This is a genomic window from Telluria sp. LT1R51-2, from assembly GCF_059685775.1.
On the sequence record NZ_JCASIM010000001.1, the window covers coordinates 2,526,653 to 2,543,668 of the forward strand.

The 17,016-nt window shown below is 62.3% G+C and carries 18 protein-coding genes; 5 read left to right on the forward strand and 13 right to left on the reverse strand.

Annotation, left to right across the window (positions count from 1 at the left end; translation table 11 throughout):
* Position 1 precedes the first annotated feature (1 nt).
* The 12 genes from AC56LH_RS11030 to flhD all read right to left on the reverse strand — a co-directional run bounded on the left by AC56LH_RS11030 (position 2) and on the right by flhD (position 10,163).
* Positions 2-1,066: a protein-glutamate methylesterase/protein-glutamine glutaminase gene (locus AC56LH_RS11030; protein ID WP_183558080.1), complete on the reverse strand. Its 1,065-nt coding sequence runs from the start codon at positions 1,064-1,066 to the stop codon at positions 2-4.
* 17 nt (positions 1,067-1,083) lie between these two features.
* On the reverse strand, positions 1,084-1,680 hold the full coding sequence (cheD, locus tag AC56LH_RS11035) for a chemoreceptor glutamine deamidase CheD (protein ID WP_183558077.1): 597 nt from the start codon (positions 1,678-1,680) through the stop codon (positions 1,084-1,086).
* A gap of 15 nt (positions 1,681-1,695) precedes the next feature.
* Positions 1,696-2,550: a CheR family methyltransferase gene (locus AC56LH_RS11040; RefSeq protein WP_499579557.1), complete on the reverse strand. Its 855-nt coding sequence runs from the start codon at positions 2,548-2,550 to the stop codon at positions 1,696-1,698.
* A gap of 81 nt (positions 2,551-2,631) precedes the next feature.
* A complete protein-coding gene (locus AC56LH_RS11045; RefSeq protein ID WP_183558070.1) occupies positions 2,632-3,135 on the reverse strand; it encodes a chemotaxis protein CheW in 504 nt (167 codons plus the stop codon).
* A gap of 31 nt (positions 3,136-3,166) precedes the next feature.
* Positions 3,167-5,326, reverse strand: coding sequence for a chemotaxis protein CheA (cheA, locus tag AC56LH_RS11050; protein WP_499645971.1), 2,160 nt, complete (start codon positions 5,324-5,326; stop codon positions 3,167-3,169).
* Between the two features lie 41 nt (positions 5,327-5,367).
* Entirely contained in the window at positions 5,368-5,733 is a 366-nt protein-coding gene (locus AC56LH_RS11055) for a response regulator (protein WP_332531146.1), read from the reverse strand.
* A gap of 79 nt (positions 5,734-5,812) precedes the next feature.
* Positions 5,813-6,361 carry a chemotaxis protein gene (locus tag AC56LH_RS11060; protein WP_499645972.1) on the reverse strand — a complete coding sequence of 183 codons (549 nt, stop codon included), beginning with the start codon at positions 6,359-6,361 and terminating at the stop codon, positions 5,813-5,815.
* Positions 6,362-6,395: 34 nt separating this feature from the next.
* Positions 6,396-7,331 (reverse strand): flagellar motor protein MotB, encoded by a 936-nt coding sequence (motB, locus tag AC56LH_RS11065; protein WP_499645973.1) that lies wholly within the window; start codon positions 7,329-7,331, stop codon positions 6,396-6,398.
* A 52-nt stretch (positions 7,332-7,383) separates the two neighbouring features.
* Positions 7,384-8,238 (reverse strand): flagellar motor stator protein MotA, encoded by an 855-nt coding sequence (gene motA / locus AC56LH_RS11070; protein ID WP_499645974.1) that lies wholly within the window; start codon positions 8,236-8,238, stop codon positions 7,384-7,386.
* Positions 8,239-8,385: 147 nt separating this feature from the next.
* A complete protein-coding gene (locus tag AC56LH_RS11075; protein ID WP_499645975.1) occupies positions 8,386-9,171 on the reverse strand; it encodes a class I SAM-dependent methyltransferase in 786 nt (261 codons plus the stop codon).
* Positions 9,172-9,193: 22 nt separating this feature from the next.
* Entirely contained in the window at positions 9,194-9,793 is a 600-nt protein-coding gene (gene flhC, locus AC56LH_RS11080; RefSeq protein WP_499645976.1) for a flagellar transcriptional regulator FlhC, read from the reverse strand.
* 52 nt (positions 9,794-9,845) lie between these two features.
* A complete protein-coding gene (gene flhD / locus AC56LH_RS11085) occupies positions 9,846-10,163 on the reverse strand; it encodes a flagellar transcriptional regulator FlhD (RefSeq protein ID WP_332531140.1) in 318 nt (105 codons plus the stop codon).
* Between the two features lie 575 nt (positions 10,164-10,738).
* On the opposite strand from flhD, the gene AC56LH_RS11090 reads away from it, so the two are divergent.
* The 3 genes from AC56LH_RS11090 to AC56LH_RS11100 are packed head-to-tail and all read left to right on the forward strand — an operon-like array spanning position 10,739 to position 12,835.
* The gene (locus AC56LH_RS11090; protein ID WP_499645977.1) at positions 10,739-11,899 is read left to right on the forward strand and encodes an acyltransferase family protein; all 1,161 of its coding nucleotides are present in this window, start codon (positions 10,739-10,741) and stop codon (positions 11,897-11,899) included.
* Complete coding sequence (locus AC56LH_RS11095) at positions 11,889-12,449, forward strand: RBBP9/YdeN family alpha/beta hydrolase (RefSeq protein ID WP_499645978.1); 561 nt, start codon at positions 11,889-11,891, stop codon at positions 12,447-12,449. The genes AC56LH_RS11090 and AC56LH_RS11095 overlap by 11 nt, the downstream gene beginning before the upstream one ends.
* On the forward strand, positions 12,446-12,835 hold the full coding sequence (locus AC56LH_RS11100) for a GFA family protein (RefSeq protein WP_499645979.1): 390 nt from the start codon (positions 12,446-12,448) through the stop codon (positions 12,833-12,835). Before AC56LH_RS11095 ends, AC56LH_RS11100 begins: the two co-directional genes overlap by 4 nt.
* A gap of 87 nt (positions 12,836-12,922) precedes the next feature.
* Here AC56LH_RS11100 and htpG read toward each other — a convergent pair whose 3' ends face one another.
* Positions 12,923-14,842, reverse strand: coding sequence for a molecular chaperone HtpG (gene htpG / locus AC56LH_RS11105; protein WP_499645980.1), 1,920 nt, complete (start codon positions 14,840-14,842; stop codon positions 12,923-12,925).
* 203 nt (positions 14,843-15,045) lie between these two features.
* Between htpG and AC56LH_RS11110 the strand changes: the two genes are divergently transcribed.
* Both AC56LH_RS11110 and AC56LH_RS11115 read left to right on the forward strand, forming a co-directional pair.
* Positions 15,046-15,507 (forward strand): RidA family protein, encoded by a 462-nt coding sequence (locus tag AC56LH_RS11110; RefSeq protein ID WP_499645981.1) that lies wholly within the window; start codon positions 15,046-15,048, stop codon positions 15,505-15,507.
* A gap of 163 nt (positions 15,508-15,670) precedes the next feature.
* Complete coding sequence (locus AC56LH_RS11115) at positions 15,671-16,864, forward strand: aminotransferase-like domain-containing protein (RefSeq protein ID WP_499645982.1); 1,194 nt, start codon at positions 15,671-15,673, stop codon at positions 16,862-16,864.
* The last annotated feature ends 152 nt before the right edge of the window (positions 16,865-17,016 follow it).

Below are 17,016 nucleotides of genomic sequence, written 5' to 3' on the forward strand. Positions count from 1 at the left end.
TTCAAACACGCAACGCCCGGCTGCCTTGGGCGGCCAGATGGTCGAGTACGAGGCGCGGTAAAGCCTGCAATGGACCGACTTCGTGGGCAGCGCCGATGGCAATTGCTTCACGCGGCATGCCGAACACCACACAGCTCGCTTCGTCCTGAGCGAAGTTGTGAGCGCCCGCTTCGCGCATCTCGAGCATGCCCGCCGCGCCGTCCTTGCCCATCCCGGTCAGAATAACACCAACGGCGTTTTTACCGGCCGCCTGCGCAGCGGAACGGAACAACACATCGACCGATGGCCGGTGACGGTTGACGGGCGGACTCTGTTCGATACGCGTCATGTAGTTCGCGCCAGAGCGCACCAGCAACAGGTGCGAGTGGCCGGGCGCGATGTACGCGTGGCCGGGCAGCACCCGCTCGTTGCCGGCCGACTCGACCACGCTGATCTTGCACAGCGAATCGAGGCGCTTGGCGAACGACGTGGTAAAGCCCTCCGGCATGTGCTGGGCAATCAGGATGCCCGGGCAGTCGGACGGCATCTGCATCAGGAATTCGCGGATTGCTTCGGTGCCACCGGTCGAGGCGCCGATGATGATCAGTTTTTCGGACGAAATGAGTGGGCTCCTCAGCGCCGACAGCTGCGTGCTGGCCACCTGGGGCGTGCGGCTGCGCGGGGCAATGCGTGCGCGCGCGGCGCCGCGGATCTTGTCAGCGATCATGTCGGCGTACTCGCGCATGCCGCTCTGGATCGATATCTTGGGCTTGGTGACGAAGTCGACGGCGCCAAGCTCGAGGGCGCGCATCGTGATTTCCGAACCGCGCTCGGTCAGCGACGACACCATCAGCACCGGCATCGGGCGCAGGCGCATCAGTTTTTCGAGAAAGTCGAGGCCGTCCATCTTGGGCATCTCGACGTCGAGCGTCAGCACGTCCGGATTGTGTTTCTTGATCAGCTCGCGCGCGACAAGAGGATCGGGCGCCGTGGCCACCACTTCCATATCGGGTTGCGAATTGACGATCTCGCTCATCACGCTGCGGATCAGTGCCGAGTCGTCGACGATCAGGACCTTGATTTTCATGGTGTCTCCGTAATTGCTCAGAACAGGTCGATCGCGCCGCCGACGGGTTCGACCTTGAGGCGTTTGGCGTAATCGAGTTCGCGCTTGGCCAGCGTGTCGTTATGGGTCTGCATCAGCTTCTTGACCAGCACCTTGCCCGTGCGCGGGAAGAAAAACACCTTGCGCGGGTAGATGTCATTCAGGTCTTCGGCCAGCACCGGAATCCGTTCGGTCTTCAGGAACTGCATCACGAACGCGGCATTGCGCTCGCCGACGTTCATCGCGGTAAAGCCGCGCAGCACGGCGCCACCGCCAAACACCTTGGCTTCCAGGTGTTCGCGGCGCGCGCCGGCCTTGAGCAGATCGTTGATCAGGATCTCCATGGCGAACGTGCCGTAGCGCATCGACGCCGATACCGGATTGTTGGGTTCGGCCGCGCCGTCGGGCAGCATGAAATGGTTCATGCCGCCCAGGCCCGTGACGCGGTCGCGGATACAGGCCGACACGCACGAGCCGAGCACGGTCGAGATCAGCATGTTCTCCTTGGTGTAGAAATACTCACCGGGCAGGATTTTGGCGGCATCGATCGCGAACGTGCGATCGTGGTACAGATTGGTTGCGAATTGGCTGTTCATGGTCGCCCTTCGTTCTTACGCCGTGCGCGCGTCGAGTTCGTACACGGTCTTGCCGCGCAGGCGCAGGGAATCGGACACGTACAGGAAGTTTTCGGAATGGCCGGCAAACAGCAGCCCGTGGCCCTTCATCAGCGGCACGAAGCGGCTCAGGATGGTGCGCTGGGTCGGCTTGTCAAAATAGATCATCACGTTGCGGCAAAAGATCGCGTCGAACTGCCCGTCCAGCGGCCAGCCATCGGCCAGCAGGTTGAGCGGCTTGAACGTGACGAGCGAGCGCAGCTCGGGGCGGATGCGCACCATGCCCTCATGGGCGCCCTTGCCGCGCAAGAAGAAGCGGCGCAGGCGTTCCGGCGAGACTTTCTCGATGCGCTCCATCGGGTACACGCCATTGGAGGCCGTGGCAAGCACGTTGGTGTCGATGTCGGTGGCGATGATCTCGACTTTCGGCGTGAGCGTGTTGAACGCTTCGCAGGCTGTCATCGCGATCGAATACGGCTCTTCGCCGGTGGACGCGGCCGAGCACCAGATGCGCAGCGGGCGCGGATCCTTCTTGTGCAGGGCGACCAGGTGCTCGAGCAGCAGCGGGAAGTGATGCGCCTCGCGGAAGAACGACGTCAGGTTGGTGGTCAGCGCGTTGGTAAACGACTCCCACTCGCGGTCCATGCGCCCTGCTTCCAGGTCGTCCAGATAACGCGTGAACGACTGGATGCCGGTCGCGCGCAGGCGCCGGGCCAGGCGGCTGTAGACCATCTCCTGCTTGCTGTCGGCCAGCGAGATGCCGGCGCGCTGGTGAATCAGCGCGCGCACGCGTTCGAAATCACGGCGGGTGAAATCGAACTCTTTATTGGTTTCTGTTTTCTGCTGCGGCACTGTGCGTGACTTTCTTGAATACGATGGCGGGCTCGACGAGCCGGCCGGATTGTTGTGCTTGGTGCCGACGCAGAAGGTGGCTTACGCCGCCAGCTTGTCGATCAGGCCCATTTCGCTCGACGACATCAGCTTGTCGATGTCGACCAGAATCAGCATGCGCTCGTCGACGGTGCCCAGGCCAATCATGTAGTCCGAATTGAAGGCGCTGCCCATTTCCGGGGCCGGCTTGATCTGGTCTGGCGTGAGCGTGGTGACGTCCGACACGCTGTCGACGACCATGCCCATGATGCGGCCACCGATGTTCAGGATGATCACGACCGTGAACTGGTCGTACACCGGCGTGCCCAGCTTGAACTTGATGCGCATGTCGACCACGGGAATGATGATGCCGCGCAGATTGATCACGCCCTTGATGAATTCGGGGGCGTTGGCGATGCGGGTCACGGCTTCGTAGCCGCGGATTTCCTGCACCTTCAGGATGTCGATGCCGTATTCTTCCGAACCCAGGGTGAAGGCAAGGAATTCGCTGCCGGCGCCGTCGTGCGCGGTGCCGTCGGTCGAGAGAGTGTTTGCCAGGTTGGACATGGTATTCCTTTGTTTGCAGTGAAAATAAAATTTATTGAACGACGGGATCGTCGGCCAGCTGGCGCGACGAGCGCACCAGCGCTGCCACGTCGAGAATCAGGGCGACACCACCGTCGCCCATGATGGTTGCGCCGGAAATTCCGGCGACTTTGCGGTAATTCGCTTCCAGGTTCTTGACCACCACCTGCTGTTGCCCGACCAGTTCGTCCACGAACAGCGCCGCCTTTTTGCCCTCGGTCTCGAGGATGACGACGATGCCGTCGGACGGGTCGCGGTGCACCGGTTCGATATCGAACATCTGGTACAGCGGGATCATCGGCAGGTATTCGCCGCGCACTTTCAGCACGCGCCCGCGGCCGGCGATCTCGCGCACGTCCTGCGGCGTCGGCTGCAGCGACTCGACCACGAACGACAGCGGCAAAATATAGATTTCTTCGCCGCTGCGGATCGACATGCCGTCCAGGATGGCCAGCGTCAGCGGCAGCGAAATCGAGATCGTCGTGCCGAAGCCGGCCGCGGAACGGATGTCGACCGTGCCGCCCATCGCAGTGATATTGCGCTTGACGACATCCATGCCCACGCCGCGGCCCGACACGTCGGTGACGGTATCGGCGGTCGAGAAGCCCGGTGCGAAGATCAGTTGCCAGACTTCGGCATCCGTCATCGTGTCCGATACTGCCAGCCCGTTCTGCGCCGCCTTGGCCAGGATTTTTTCGCGGTTCAGGCCGGCGCCGTCGTCGGCCACTTCGATGACGATATGGCCGCCCTGATGACCGGCCGACAGGAACAGGCGCCCTGCTTCGCTCTTGCCCGCAGCAATACGCGCGGCCGGCATCTCGACGCCATGGTCAATGGAGTTGCGCACCAGGTGCGTCAGCGGATCGACGATGCGCTCGATCAGCCCTTTATCCAGTTCGGTCGCGGCGCCATTGGTGATGAAGTCGACCTTCTTGCCGAGCTTGCCAGCCAGGTCGCGCACCATGCGCGGGAAGCGCGAGAACACGAAGTCCATCGGCATCATGCGGATCGACATCACCGCCTCTTGCAGCTCGCGCGTGTTGCGGTCGAGCTGGCTCACCGACGACAGCAGGCGCTCGTGCAGGATCGGATCGAGCACGGCGCTGCGCTGCTCGAGCATCGCATTGGTGATGACGAGTTCGCCGATCAGGTTGATCAGCTGGTCGACCTTCTCGACCGATACGCGGATGGACGACGACTCGTTCTTGTCGTCCTTGCGCGCAGCTTTCTTTTCCAGCGCCAGCTCGGCCAGGTGCTCCACGACGTTCTGGGCTTGCGTGGCGAGGGCGACAACCGGCTCCGGCGCGCTGTCGACGATGCCGGCCGCAGCGCGGATCTGTTCGATCGGCTGGAAGAAGCCGTAGCCCAGTTCGTCTTCGGACGGCTCGCCGGCGGCAGGCGCCACGTCGTCGTCCGGACCGAAGAAGCCGTAGCCCTGGTCGTCTTCGATACGCTTGCGCTCGGCCGCTTCGATCAGGCGCTGCTCGGGCGTGAGCGCCGGTGCTTCGAAAATCTTCAGGTCATCCGGATTGAGCACGAACGAGCAGATGGCGATGATGTCGTCCAGGCTTTCCAGCGTCGTGATGATGACGGCGGTGCGGCCGCCATCGAGCGGTGCGACCGAGATCCGGCCCATCAGGCCCAGCTCGTCGACCAGCGCATCGATGTCGCGCTGCGCCACTTGCGGCAGCTCGATCTTGTAGCGGTGCGCGCCTTCGGTGGGCACTTCAACGCGCGCCGGCGCCGACAGGTAGGACGGTGCAACGACCGGCGCCACCGGCACGACGCCTTCGGCCAGATCGTGCAGCGCCATGCGCACGTTGGCGACGACTTCCTGGTCGACCTGCTTGCCATGGCGATGGCCGTCGAGCTGCATCTTGAGCGCATCCTTGGCCGCCAGGAACGCGTCGACGTGGTTCGAGGTCAGCGCCATCTCGCCCTTGCGGATACGGTCGAGCAGCGACTCGAGCACGTGGGTCACGTCGCACATGTCGGTCAGGCCGAAAGTCGATGCGCCGCCCTTGACCGAGTGCGCGGTGCGGAAGATCGCGTTCAGATCTTCGGCGTCGGGCGCTGCCAGATCGACGCCCAGCAGCAGGCGCTCCATTTCGGCGAGCAGTTCTTCTGCTTCGTCGAAAAAGACCTGGTAAAACTGGCTGATGTCGATGCTCATGGGGATGTCCGCTCGTGGTTGCCTAAGCCAAAATTCATGGCTTAACCGATCACTTTTTTGACCACCTCGATCAGGCGCTGCGGATCGAACGGCTTGACCAGCCAGCCATTGGCGCCGGCAGCGCGACCCTTCGATTTCATCTCGTCCGACGACTCGGTGGTCAGCATCAGGATCGGCGTCTTGGCGTAGCCAGGCAGCGTGCGCAGCGACTTGATCAGCGCCAGGCCGTCCATCTTCGGCATGTTCTGGTCGGTCAGCACCAGGTCAACGGCCTGCAGCTTCGCCTTGTCGAGGCCATCCTGGCCGTCCACGGCTTCCACCACATGGTAGCCGGCGGCCTTCAGACTGAAAGCCACCATCTGGCGTAGTGAACTGGAATCGTCGACTGCGAGAATCGTTTTTGCCATCTTGTGCTCCTGCTGTTTTACACCGGGCGGACCCGGGTTGAATTGGTTGTTGGGTGACTACGGGACTGCGGCGGCGCGGTCAGAACAGCTCGACGTCGCCGCTTTCCAGGTGTTTCTGTTCGACCGACCTGCGCAGCGTGCTGCGCAGTTGCAGCGACTGGATTGCCAGCGCCACACTGACCTGGCCCAGCCGGTCGACGATTTCGTCGCTGCCGGTATCCGGCGCGATCTCCGCGCCATGATCGTTCAGCGTGCCCAGAAAGTCACGCAAGCCCGACACGCGGCGCAGCGTCCGTTCGATCAGCTGCGCCGTCAGGTCCTGAAACTGCATGCTGGTGATCGCCGTGTTCACGTGCGCGCTGACGTCGTCCGACATCGCGCCCAGCAGAGCGCGATCTTCAAGCGACAGCACGCCCCCGGCCAGCATGCGGTCAATCGCTTCCTGGCGCGCGCCAACAACCGCGTGCACCGCGACGAAGCTGCCGGTGAGCTTGTCGATGGCTTCTTCGAGCAGCAATTCGGTCTGGAGCAGATCGGCTTCCACCTCGGTCAGGTGGCGCCGGCCATGCACCGACACGCCTGAGAGCAGGCGCTTGACGTGCGATCCGAGTATCTTTTTTCTTGTCATCGTGTTCTCTCCAAACCTGCCCGCACGGCGTCGGTCATCGCGGTTTCACCGCATTTAACGTCGCCGTCGCTGCCGCCTCGGCGTCCTCGGCCGGCACATCCAGCGTGGATGCATCGCGCCGCACCGCGTCTTCGGTGCGCTTGTTCATGACGATGATGCTGATGCGCCGGTTGATGGGGCTGAACGGGTCCTTGGCGTCCAGGTTCGCGGCCGAGGCCAGCCCCACCACGCGCAGTACCTTGTCATCCTGCAGGCCGCCCAGCACCATTTCGCGCCGCGAGGCATTGGCGCGGTCGGCCGACAGTTCCCAGTTGCTGTAGCCGGCGTCGCTGTGGTACGGCGTCGAATCGGTGTGGCCCGAAATCCCCAGCTTGTTCGGCACTTCATTGAGCACCATGCCGATGATGTGCAGGATTTCCTTCGTGTACGGCTGCAGCTCGGCCTTGGCCATCGCGAACATCGGGCGGTTCTTTTCATCGACGATCTGGATGCGCAAGCCTTCGCTGGTGATATCGAGCAGCAGCTGGTTCTGGTACTTCTTGAGCATCGGATTGACTTCGATGGCCGACTCGATGCGCGCCTTCAGGCTTTTCAGGCGCTCGCCTTCTTCGCGCGCCAGCGCAGCCTTGGCCGCCTGCAGGTCGTAGCTCTTGTTGACGGGTGCCGAGTCGCCGCGCTTGACCTGGCCGGCGGTGCGCGTCAGGTCTTCGCCGCCGCCCTGTATCACCGACGACGAGTCGCCCGAACCCGAGCCGCCCTGCATCGCCACCTTCAGTGGGGTCTTGAAGTATTCGGAGATGCCCACCAGGTCGCCCTTGGCGGTCGAGCCCAGCAGCCACATGAGCAGGAAGAACGCCATCATCGCGGTCACGAAGTCGGCATACGCGATTTTCCAGGCGCCGCCGTGGTGACCGCCGGCCACCTTCTTGATGCGCTTGATGACAATGGGACGTGCGTTGTCGTCAGCCACGCTCATTCTCCATGGTGTACTGCGGCGAAAGATCGAATGCGGTCATCGCGGCTTACTTCTTCTTCTTGATGTGTTCTTCGAGCTCGGCGAAGGTCGGACGCTCGGTCGAGTACAGCACCTTGCGGCCAAATTCGACGGCCAGCGCCGGCGCATAGCCGTTCAGGCTCGCCAGCAGCGTCACCTTCACGCACTGGAACATCTTGGTCGACTCTTCGAGCTTTTGCTCCAGCACGGTGGACAGCGGGCTGACGAATGCGTAGGCCAGCAAGATGCCCAGGAAGGTACCGACCAGCGCCTTGGCGATCAGGATGCCCAGCTCGGCCGGCGGCAAGCCGACCGATTCCATCGTGTGAACCACGCCCATCACCGCCGCCACGATACCGAAGGCCGGCAGGCCGTCACCGATCTTGGCGATCACGTGGGCCGGAATGGCGCCTTCGTGGTGGTGCGTCTCGATTTCGTTGTCCATCAGGTTTTCGATCTGCATCGCGTCCATGTTCCCGGACACCATCAGGCGCAGGTAATCGGTCATGAATTCGATGATGTGGTGGTCGGACACGACGGCCGGGTACTTGGAAAACAGCGGCGACGCGTCCGGGGCTTCGATATCGCCCTCGATCGACATCAGGCCTTCCTTGCGCACCTTGGACAGCACATCGAATTGCAGCGCCATGAGTTCCATGTACATGTCTTTCGTGTACTTGGAGCCCTTGAAAATGCTGGGAAACGCCTTGAGCGTCGCCTTGATCGCCTTGCCGCTGTTACCGACGAACAAGGCGCCGAACGCGGCGCCGCCAATCATCAACAGCTCGATCGGCTGCCACAGCGACGCAAGGTGACCACCCGCCAGGGCAAAGCCGCCAAACACGCAGGCACAGACGATGATGTAACCAACAATAACTAGCAAAGGATTTCGCTCCAGAAAACCCGCATCGTGTCGCGACATGACGACTCGAAACCGGTAATGTCAGAAAATGTTTATTCAGGGAATTACTTTAGCTGGAGAAGTGCTGTCCGGCAAGCAAAACCACCCCGGAAACTCACCATTTGTCGCTTAAAAGTCCCATATATACAAAGCGGGACCATCTGTGTACGGATGCACAACACGCGTCGGTGTTTGTCCGACAACGATAAATTCGTAACTGAAAAGCATCGTGCCGGGTCGCATCTCGCGCGCGGCCTTGCGCCACAGCGCACTCATCGCAGCCGGGGACAGGTAAGCGAACACGGCGTCGTAGTCGCCCAGATCGAGTCGTTCGTAGTCGCCACGGATGAAGGCGGCCGGACTGCGCGCCAGCCGGGCGCGCACGAAGCTGGCCAGCCACGGGAGCGGCGCAAGCTCGATGCCTTCGATACGCGCATCTGGCCGGCGGCGCTGCAGCGCCAGCACCAGCCCGCCGATGCCACTGCCGATGTCGATCACGCGCAGCGTCCTGCCCTGCGGCAGCGCGGCGTCCACCGCCTCCCACACCTTGCGCCCGGACGGGTAATACGGCACCTGCGTGCGGTAGGTCGACCAGTACAGCAGCAGCAGGAACAGAAAGACGACCAGGAACGCCAGCGGCGGAATCGCCAGCGTGCTGGTGGCCAGCAGGGCCAGCGGGAAACCGAACTGGATCGCGCGCCACCAGATCGCCAGACCGCGCCACCAGGTCAGGCCAGCCGCAAGCAGACCCTGGACCAGGGCCACGTGCCAGTACGAGACGACGAGGCCGCCCGTGGCGAGCAGATAGATGACGGCGAGCGTAAGAGGAAAGGCGGCGAGCTGGAGCAACAGCGCCCGGATCGCGGGCGCGCGCAGCAAGCGGCGGGGCGATGGAGAGGAAGGTGAGGCTGGCAAGGGCGGCTGCCGGCGCGCTGGATCAGGCCGGGTCGAGACCGGCGGCCTTGCCTTCGGCCTGCTCGGCTTGCTCATCGGCACGCGCCTGGTCGAGCGCTTCCTTGGCCTTGCGGGTCTTGCCAGCGCGCGAAGGCATGTGGCACAGCCCGCACAGGTAGTCGCTGTTGAGGTCGAGGGAATTGACGATGAACTTGCCCTGGCACTTGCTGCATGGCGCCAGTTGCAGCATGCCGCCGTTGAAGAAGCGCACCAGCGTCCAGGCGCGCGTGAGCGAGAGCAACGGCTCCTCGTTTGGCGCCGGCGGCATTTGTTCCAAATAGAGTTTGTAGGCCTTCATGACGGCCTGGATGCCGGCAGCGCCGGCATGCTCCACCAGGAACTGGTGGATATTGATGAACAACGACGAATGGATATTCGGCTGCCAGGTCAGGAACCAGTCGGTCGAGAACGGCAGCATGCCCTTGGGTGGAGAGACACCCTTGAGCTCCTTGTACAGCTTGAGCAAGCGTTCGCGCGACAGCGAGACTTCGGTCTCGAGCAGTTGCAGGCGTGCGCCCAGGTTGATCAGTTCAATGGCGAGCTGGATTTCCTGCGCCTCGGTGACAACGCTCTTTTTACTCATGGCGATACGGCTCCCGGCTCTGTCGGCCTTACAGCAAGACCGCTGGCAGCGATTATACGATCTCTTCGACTGGCTGGCCGGCCATCAGGATGGCGGCGTGCGACTGGGCCAGGCTGCGCTCCTTTGTGTGGCTGGTCAGCATCGACAGGATCGCGCTGTCGTCGAAGCGGAAGCGGGCCAGCATCATGTTGCCGCCGGCGAGCTTCAGGATCTGCGCATTGCTCATGCCTTCGATCAGGTCGGCGATGTCGGCCGAGACGCCCAGGCGGAAAATGGCAGTGACCTTGTCAGCACGGATCATTTGCTGGGCCAGCATCAGGTAGCTCAGGTTAGCGTCGCGAATTTCAGCCATCATGTCGTTCATCGTCATTTTCTCTCTCCAGTCGTTGTGTCGGCTGCCGTTGTGTTGCCGATGAGATAGATTCTGACCGTGGGGAAACTATTCTCAAATTGGAGAAAGTCTGTATTTTCGGTCAGTGAACGACGAGACGGACCCATAGGAGTTTGTCTTACAAACCCATCTGGTTCCCTATGAAACCCCGGCTAAAACCAGGGCTGTTCGGCGCAGGAAAGCGCCTTGATGATACGCAGCAACAAAACGCGTTTGTCGCAATTTTGCCACTTGGCAACAGCCGCTTATCTCTTTAACGGCAGCTGGCGGAACAACTTTAGGGTCAGTTTGAAGAAATTTTCGACATTTTTTCTGACCTCACTACCTGCCTGCCCCCGCCTGTCCATCCATTAACGGCAGCCTTGCTACCGACTTTAGGGTGATCCAACAAAAAATTTCATTTATTTTTGGCGGGTTCCTGCCTATCTGAAATTGTTATCGGACGTCCCTGGAGGAACTTTAGGGTTCGCTGCAAAATAATTTGAACTTTTTTTCGAAGTGCTCGGCCCTGGCCAAAATTCGTGCAAACGATGTTTTGCTTTACTATTAACACAATGCGCACTACCCCTACTCCCCTCAACCAGCCGTTCTCGGTATACCTCGACCTGGTCCGCTTCCTGGCTGCGCTGGCCGTGGTGCTGATGCACATGCGCATGTTCAGGCTGGTCGATATTCCCGGCTCCCAGCACTGGACGCTGCTGGGACGTGAATCGGTGATGGCCTTCTTTGTCCTGTCCGGCTTCGTCATTGCCTACACCACGCAGATGCGCCGCCCTGACGCACTCGACTTCACCGTGGCGCGCGCCGCCCGGATCTATTCGGTCGCCCTGCCCGTCCTGCTGCTGGGCTTCCTGTGCGCCTGGGTGAGCCAGGGCCCGCATGTGCCCGGCATGGATGCGAGCTACCAGGTGGCCAAGCCCTGGTTCTACATTCCGTTCCACCTGCTGTTCATGGGCGACCTGTGGCGCCTGTCGGAGCACCCGCCCTGGCTCGGTCCCTGGTGGTCGCTCAATTACGAAGTCTGGTTCTACGTACTGTTTGGCGTCGCCTGTTATGTGCGCCGGCCATGGCGCCTGCCGGCGATCGGCCTGCTGCTGGCTGTCATGGGCTACAAGCTGTGGCTGCTGCTGCCCGTCTGGCTGGCCGGCGTCGCGCTGTACCACTGGCAGGCCCGCTACACAATGAGCCGCAGCGCAGCGCGCGCCGGCTGGGTGCTGAGCATGGTCCTGCTGGTGGCGTACGAGGCCTACGGCGTCGAAGAACTGCTGCGCGGCGCAGGCCGCGCCAGCTGGCTAGGCCAGCATGTCGCACTCGGCAATGCCGACCGCTTCCTGGCCGACTATGCGTTTGGCGTGATCGTCGTCCTCAATTTCGCCTGCGCCCGCTTCGCCGGCTTTACCGGCCTGCTGCGCGTGGCGCGGCCCATCCGGCTGTTCGCCGCCTACACGCTGACGCTGTACCTGTCGCATGCGCTGGTGCTGATTGGCTGGCCCGAGCTGTATCCGCACGATCCCGCCAGCATCACCGACGTGCTGGCCCTGTCGGTCGCCGTCGCCGCCGCAACCGCATTGCTGGGCATGCTGACCGAGCAGCGCAAGGACGCGTTCAAGCGCCTGTTCGAGCGCGTGCTGGGCCCGCTGCGGCGCCCTGCGCAACGGGCAGCACTGGCGCCGGCGCCGCTTAACCCCATCAAGGAGAAACAAGATGACGTGTGATGTATTGATTTTGCCTGGCCTGTTCAACTCCGGTCCCCAGCACTGGCAATCGCTGTGGCACGAGCGTCATCCGGAATGGCGCCGCGCGGCCCATCGCGACTGGACCAACCCCGACCGTGACGAGTGGGTGGCTGAAATGGAAGAAGCCATTGCCGGCTGCAGCGGCGCCCCGGTGCTGGTGGCGCACAGCCTCGGCTGCATGCTGGTCGCGCATTGGGCACTGTCCGGCTCACCCCTGAAAGTGGCGGGCGCCTTTCTGGTGGCGCCCAGCGACGTCGAACGGCCATCGTTCCCGATCCCTGCCGGTAATTGGGCACCGGTCCCCCGCACGCCGCTGCCGTTTCCCAGCATGATCGTGGCGAGCACGAACGATCCCTATGCCAGCATGGAGCGCACCCAGTCGTTTGCCGACGCCTGGGGCAGCAAACTGGTCGAGATCGGCGACGCCGGCCACATCACCACCGACGCGGGGTATGGCGACTGGCCCGAAGGCTTGCGTTTGCTGGATGGGTTTTGCGCTGACATGACGGCGCAAAAAGAAACGGCGTGACGACCTATCACGGCAGTTGCCACTGCGGCGCGGTACGCTACGAGGCCGACATCGACCTGGCCACCGGCACGGTCAAGTGCAACTGTTCGATCTGCACCAAGCTGCGGTTTTGGGCCTGTGTCATCGCGCCGACGGCGTTTCGCCTGCTGCAGGGCGACGAGACGCTGCGCGACTACCGCTTCGGCGCGCACCGTGACGGCCATGCATTCTGCAGCGTGTGCGGCGTCCATGTCTTCACGACTGTCGCTGCGGGACCGTTCGTTGCGGTGACGGTTGCAAGCCTGGATGATCTGCCGGTCGATGCGCTGATGGCGGCCCCGGTGCGCTACATCGACGGGCGCAACGACAACTGGCATACAGCGCCAGCCGAGGTGCGTCACTTGTAGGTGGAGCAGCAGCGCACAATCAGCGCCCATAAAAAAGCCGCCACTCCCTGTAACGGGAACGGCGGCTTTCACACTAACGGATCAAGCTTACTTCGCGCCCGCCAGCAGCATTTCGTTCAAACGCTTCACGAACGACGCCGGATCGCTCAGGCTGCCGCCTTCGGCCAGCATCGCCTGATCGAACAGGATGTGCGACCAGTCGGCAAAGCGCGGGCTCGTCGTGTCTTCGTACTTCAGGCGCTGCACCAGCGGGTGGTCCGGGTTGATCTCGAGGATCGGCTTGGATTCCGGCGCGTCCTGGCCTGCGGCCTTGAGCATGCGCAGCAGGTTGCCCGACAGCTCGTTGTCGTCCGCCACCAGGCAGGCCGGCGAATCGGTCAGGCGGAACGTCACGCGCACTTCCTTGGCCTTCTCGCCCAGCGCGCCCTTCATGCTCTCGACCAGTTCCTTGTAGCCAGCTTCGGTCTCGGCATGCTCCTTCTTCTCGGTCTCGTCTTCCAGCGCGCCCAGGTCCAGGCCGCCCTTGGCAACCGATACCAGTTCCTTGCCTTCGAACTCGGTGAAGAACGACAGCATCCACTCGTCGACGCGGTCGGTCATCAGGATGACTTCGACACCCTTCTTGCGGAAGATTTCCAGGTGCGGGCTGTTCTTGCCGGCGTTGTAATTGTCGGCCGTGACGTAATAGATCTTGTCCTGGCCTTCCTTCATGCGGCCGATATAGTCGGCGAACGAGACGGTCTGGGCGTCCGAGTCATTGGCGGTCGAGGCAAAGCGCAGCAGCTTGGCGATGCGGTCCTTGTTGGTCGCATCTTCGCCCACGCCTTCCTTGAGCACCTGGCCGAATTCCTTCCAGAAGGTCGCGTACTTGTCCTTGCCGGCCTGCTCGTCCGAGTTCGCCATTTCTTCCAGCATCCCCAGCACCCGCTTGGTCGAGCCTTCGCGGATCACGCGCACGTCGCGCGACTCCTGCAGGATTTCGCGCGAGACGTTCAGCGGCAGGTCGCTCGAGTCGATCACGCCCTTGATGAAGCGCAGGTAGGTCGGCATCAGCTGCTCGGCGTCGTCCATGATGAAGACGCGCTTGACGTACAGCTTGATGCCGCCACGCTTGTTGCGGTCCCACAGGTCGAACGGCGCGTGCGCCGGCACGTACAGCAGTTGCGTGTATTCACTGCGGCCCTCGACCCGGTTGTGGGTGTAGGTCAGTGGTTCCTGGAAGTCGTGCGAGACGTGCTTGTAGAACTCGTTGTACTGCTCTTCGGTGATGTCGTTCTTCGAGCGTGCCCACAGCGCGCTGGCCTGGTTCACGGTCTCGACGTCGTCCTTCAGGACGGTTTCCTTCTTTTCTTCGTCCCACTCTTCTTTCTGCATCACGATCGGCAGCGAGATGTGGTCGGAGTATTTGCGGATGATCGACTTGAGCTTCCAGACCGACAGCAGTTCTTCTTCGCCGTCGCGCAGGTGCAGGATCACGTCGGTACCGCGACCGGCTTTTTCGATCTGCTCGATCGTGTAGTCGCCCTCACCAGCAGACGTCCAGCGCACGCCTTCCGAGGCGTCGGCGCCCGCGCGGCGGGTCTCGACGACGATGCTCGAGGCGACGATGAAGCCCGAATAGAAGCCCACGCCGAACTGGCCGATCAGCGCTGCGTCCTGCTGCTGGTCGCCCGACAGCTTGCTGAAGAATTCCTTGGTGCCCGACTTGGCGATGGTGCCCAGGTGCGAGATCACTTCGTCACGGTTCATGCCGATACCGTTGTCCGAGATCGTGATCGTCTTGGCGGCGGCGTCGAACGCCACCTTGATTTTCAGTTCGTGGTCGTTGCCATACAGGGCGTCATTGTTGATCGCCTCGAAGCGCAGCTTGTCGGACGCATCCGACGCATTCGAGATCAGTTCGCGCAGGAAGATTTCCTTGTTGGAGTACAAGGAGTGAATCATCAGTTGCAGCAGCTGTTTTACTTCAGCCTGAAATCCAAGGGTTTCTTTTTCGGCGTGGGCCATCTTGTTCCTCGTTAAAGACAAATAGGGGTTGGTCAGACCCGGACGCATATGTGGCCCTGCCGGGGGATTTCAAGAGATATTTTTGATAAGCAATATCGCGCGGTGCCCATATTCCTGAATATGGACGCGACCGATCCGGGCATTGGGCAGCGCCGCCGGCTCGACGTACAATACCGGATTCATTCACGCACCCTGGAAATTCCATGACCGTCTACGACAAACTCAAAGAACTGAACATCACGCTGGAAGCCCCGGCCACCCCGGCCGCGGCCTACGTCATGTACGTCCAGACCGGCAACCTCGTGTTCATCTCGGGCCACATCGCCAAGAACGCCGACGGTGCGCCGAACGCTGGCATCCTGGGCCGCGACAAGACCACCGCGGACGGCCAGGCGGCTGCGCGCTCGGTCGCCATCGACCTGATCGGCACGCTGCAGCAAGCGGTCGGCGGCGACCTGACCCGCGTCAAGCGCATCGTCAAGCTGATGAGCCTGGTCGCATCGACCCCGGAGTACAACGAGCAGCACCTGGTCACGAACGGCGCGTCGGAACTGATCGGCGAAGTGTTCGGCGACGCCGGCAAGCACGCGCGTTCGGCCTTCGGCGTCGCCTCGCTGCCGCGCGGCACCTGCGTCGAGATCGAAATGATCGTCGAAGTGGCATAAACACAGCGTTTGCGCGGCAATAACCGGCGCACATTCGCCGGTGTTTCCTTTACTGTCATGACGGGTGGCGCTGACCCGGCGCCGTCCGCCGACAAGAGATCGCCTACCCGGCGTGTTCTATATAATGGCCCGGCACGACCGTGCCCCTTCCTGCGAGACAAGTATGAAAATCGACAACCCCAATCCTATCCAGTGGCAGTTCTCGGAACGCGCCGCGCAGCTGCAAAGCTCCTTCATCCGCGAAATCCTGAAGATCACCCAGCGTCCGGACATCATTTCGTTTGCCGGCGGCCTGCCATCGCCTGCGACCTTCCCGGTCGAGCGCATGAAAGCGGCCTATGACAAGGTGCTGAGCGAAGCCGGCAAAGTGGCGCTGCAATACGGCCCGACCGACGGTTACGCGCCACTGCGCGAATGGATTGCCAACTCGTTGTCGACCGAAGGCTCGACCATCCTGCCGGAACAGATCCTGATGACGTCCGGCTCGCAGCAGGCGCTCGACCTGCTCGGCAAGGTGCTGGTCGACGAAGGCAGCCGCGTGCTGGTCGAAACCCCGAGCTACCTGGGCGCGCTGCAGGCGTTCTCGGTGTACCGTCCCGAATTCAAATCGGTCGACACCGACGAGCATGGCCTGGTGCCGTCGTCGATCGATGCCGTCGCCAAGGGCGCGCGCATGCTGTACTCGCTGCCGAACTTCCAGAACCCGACCGGCCGCAGCCTGTCGCTCGAGCGCCGTCGCGAACTGGTGGAAACCTGCGCGCGCCTGGCCATCCCGCTGATCGAGGACGATCCGTACGGTTCGCTGTCGTACCGCGGCGAGCCGATGCCGAAGATGGTCGCGATGAACCCGGACGGCGTCATCTACATGGGCTCGTTCTCGAAGGTGCTCACGCCTGGCATCCGCCTCGGCTACGTGTGCGCTCCGCTGCCGCTGGTGCGCCGCCTCGAGCTGGCCAAGCAGGCCGCCGACCTGCACACCGCGCAGCTCACGCAGATGGTCGTGCACGAAGTTGTCAAGGATGGTTTCCTTGACGAGCACATCCCGACCATCCGCAAGCTCTACAGCGACCAGTGCCAGTGCATGCTCGACGCGATGAAAGAACACTTCCCGGCGAGCGTCAGCTGGACCGAACCGGAAGGCGGCATGTTCATCTGGGTCACGCTGCCACAGCAGATCGACGCGATGAAACTGCTCGAGCAGTCGCTCGCCGCCAAAGTGGCCTTCGTGCCGGGCGCGCCGTTCTACGCCAACGATCCGGCGTCGAACACGCTGCGCCTGTCGTTCGTGACGGTGCCGCCGGAACGCATCCGCGAAGGCATCGCCATCCTCGGCAAGCTCATCGCCGGCATGCTGTAATACCCGATCGACCCGCGCCCACGGCGCGGGTCGATCACAGTGAGGTTGCATTATTGCAACAACATCATCACACGTCAGGATTCTGGCAAGATCAGTTGTCTGATTGTCGCGGATTGCGGGTATGATTTCGTCACATTGATGAGGTCTTACTG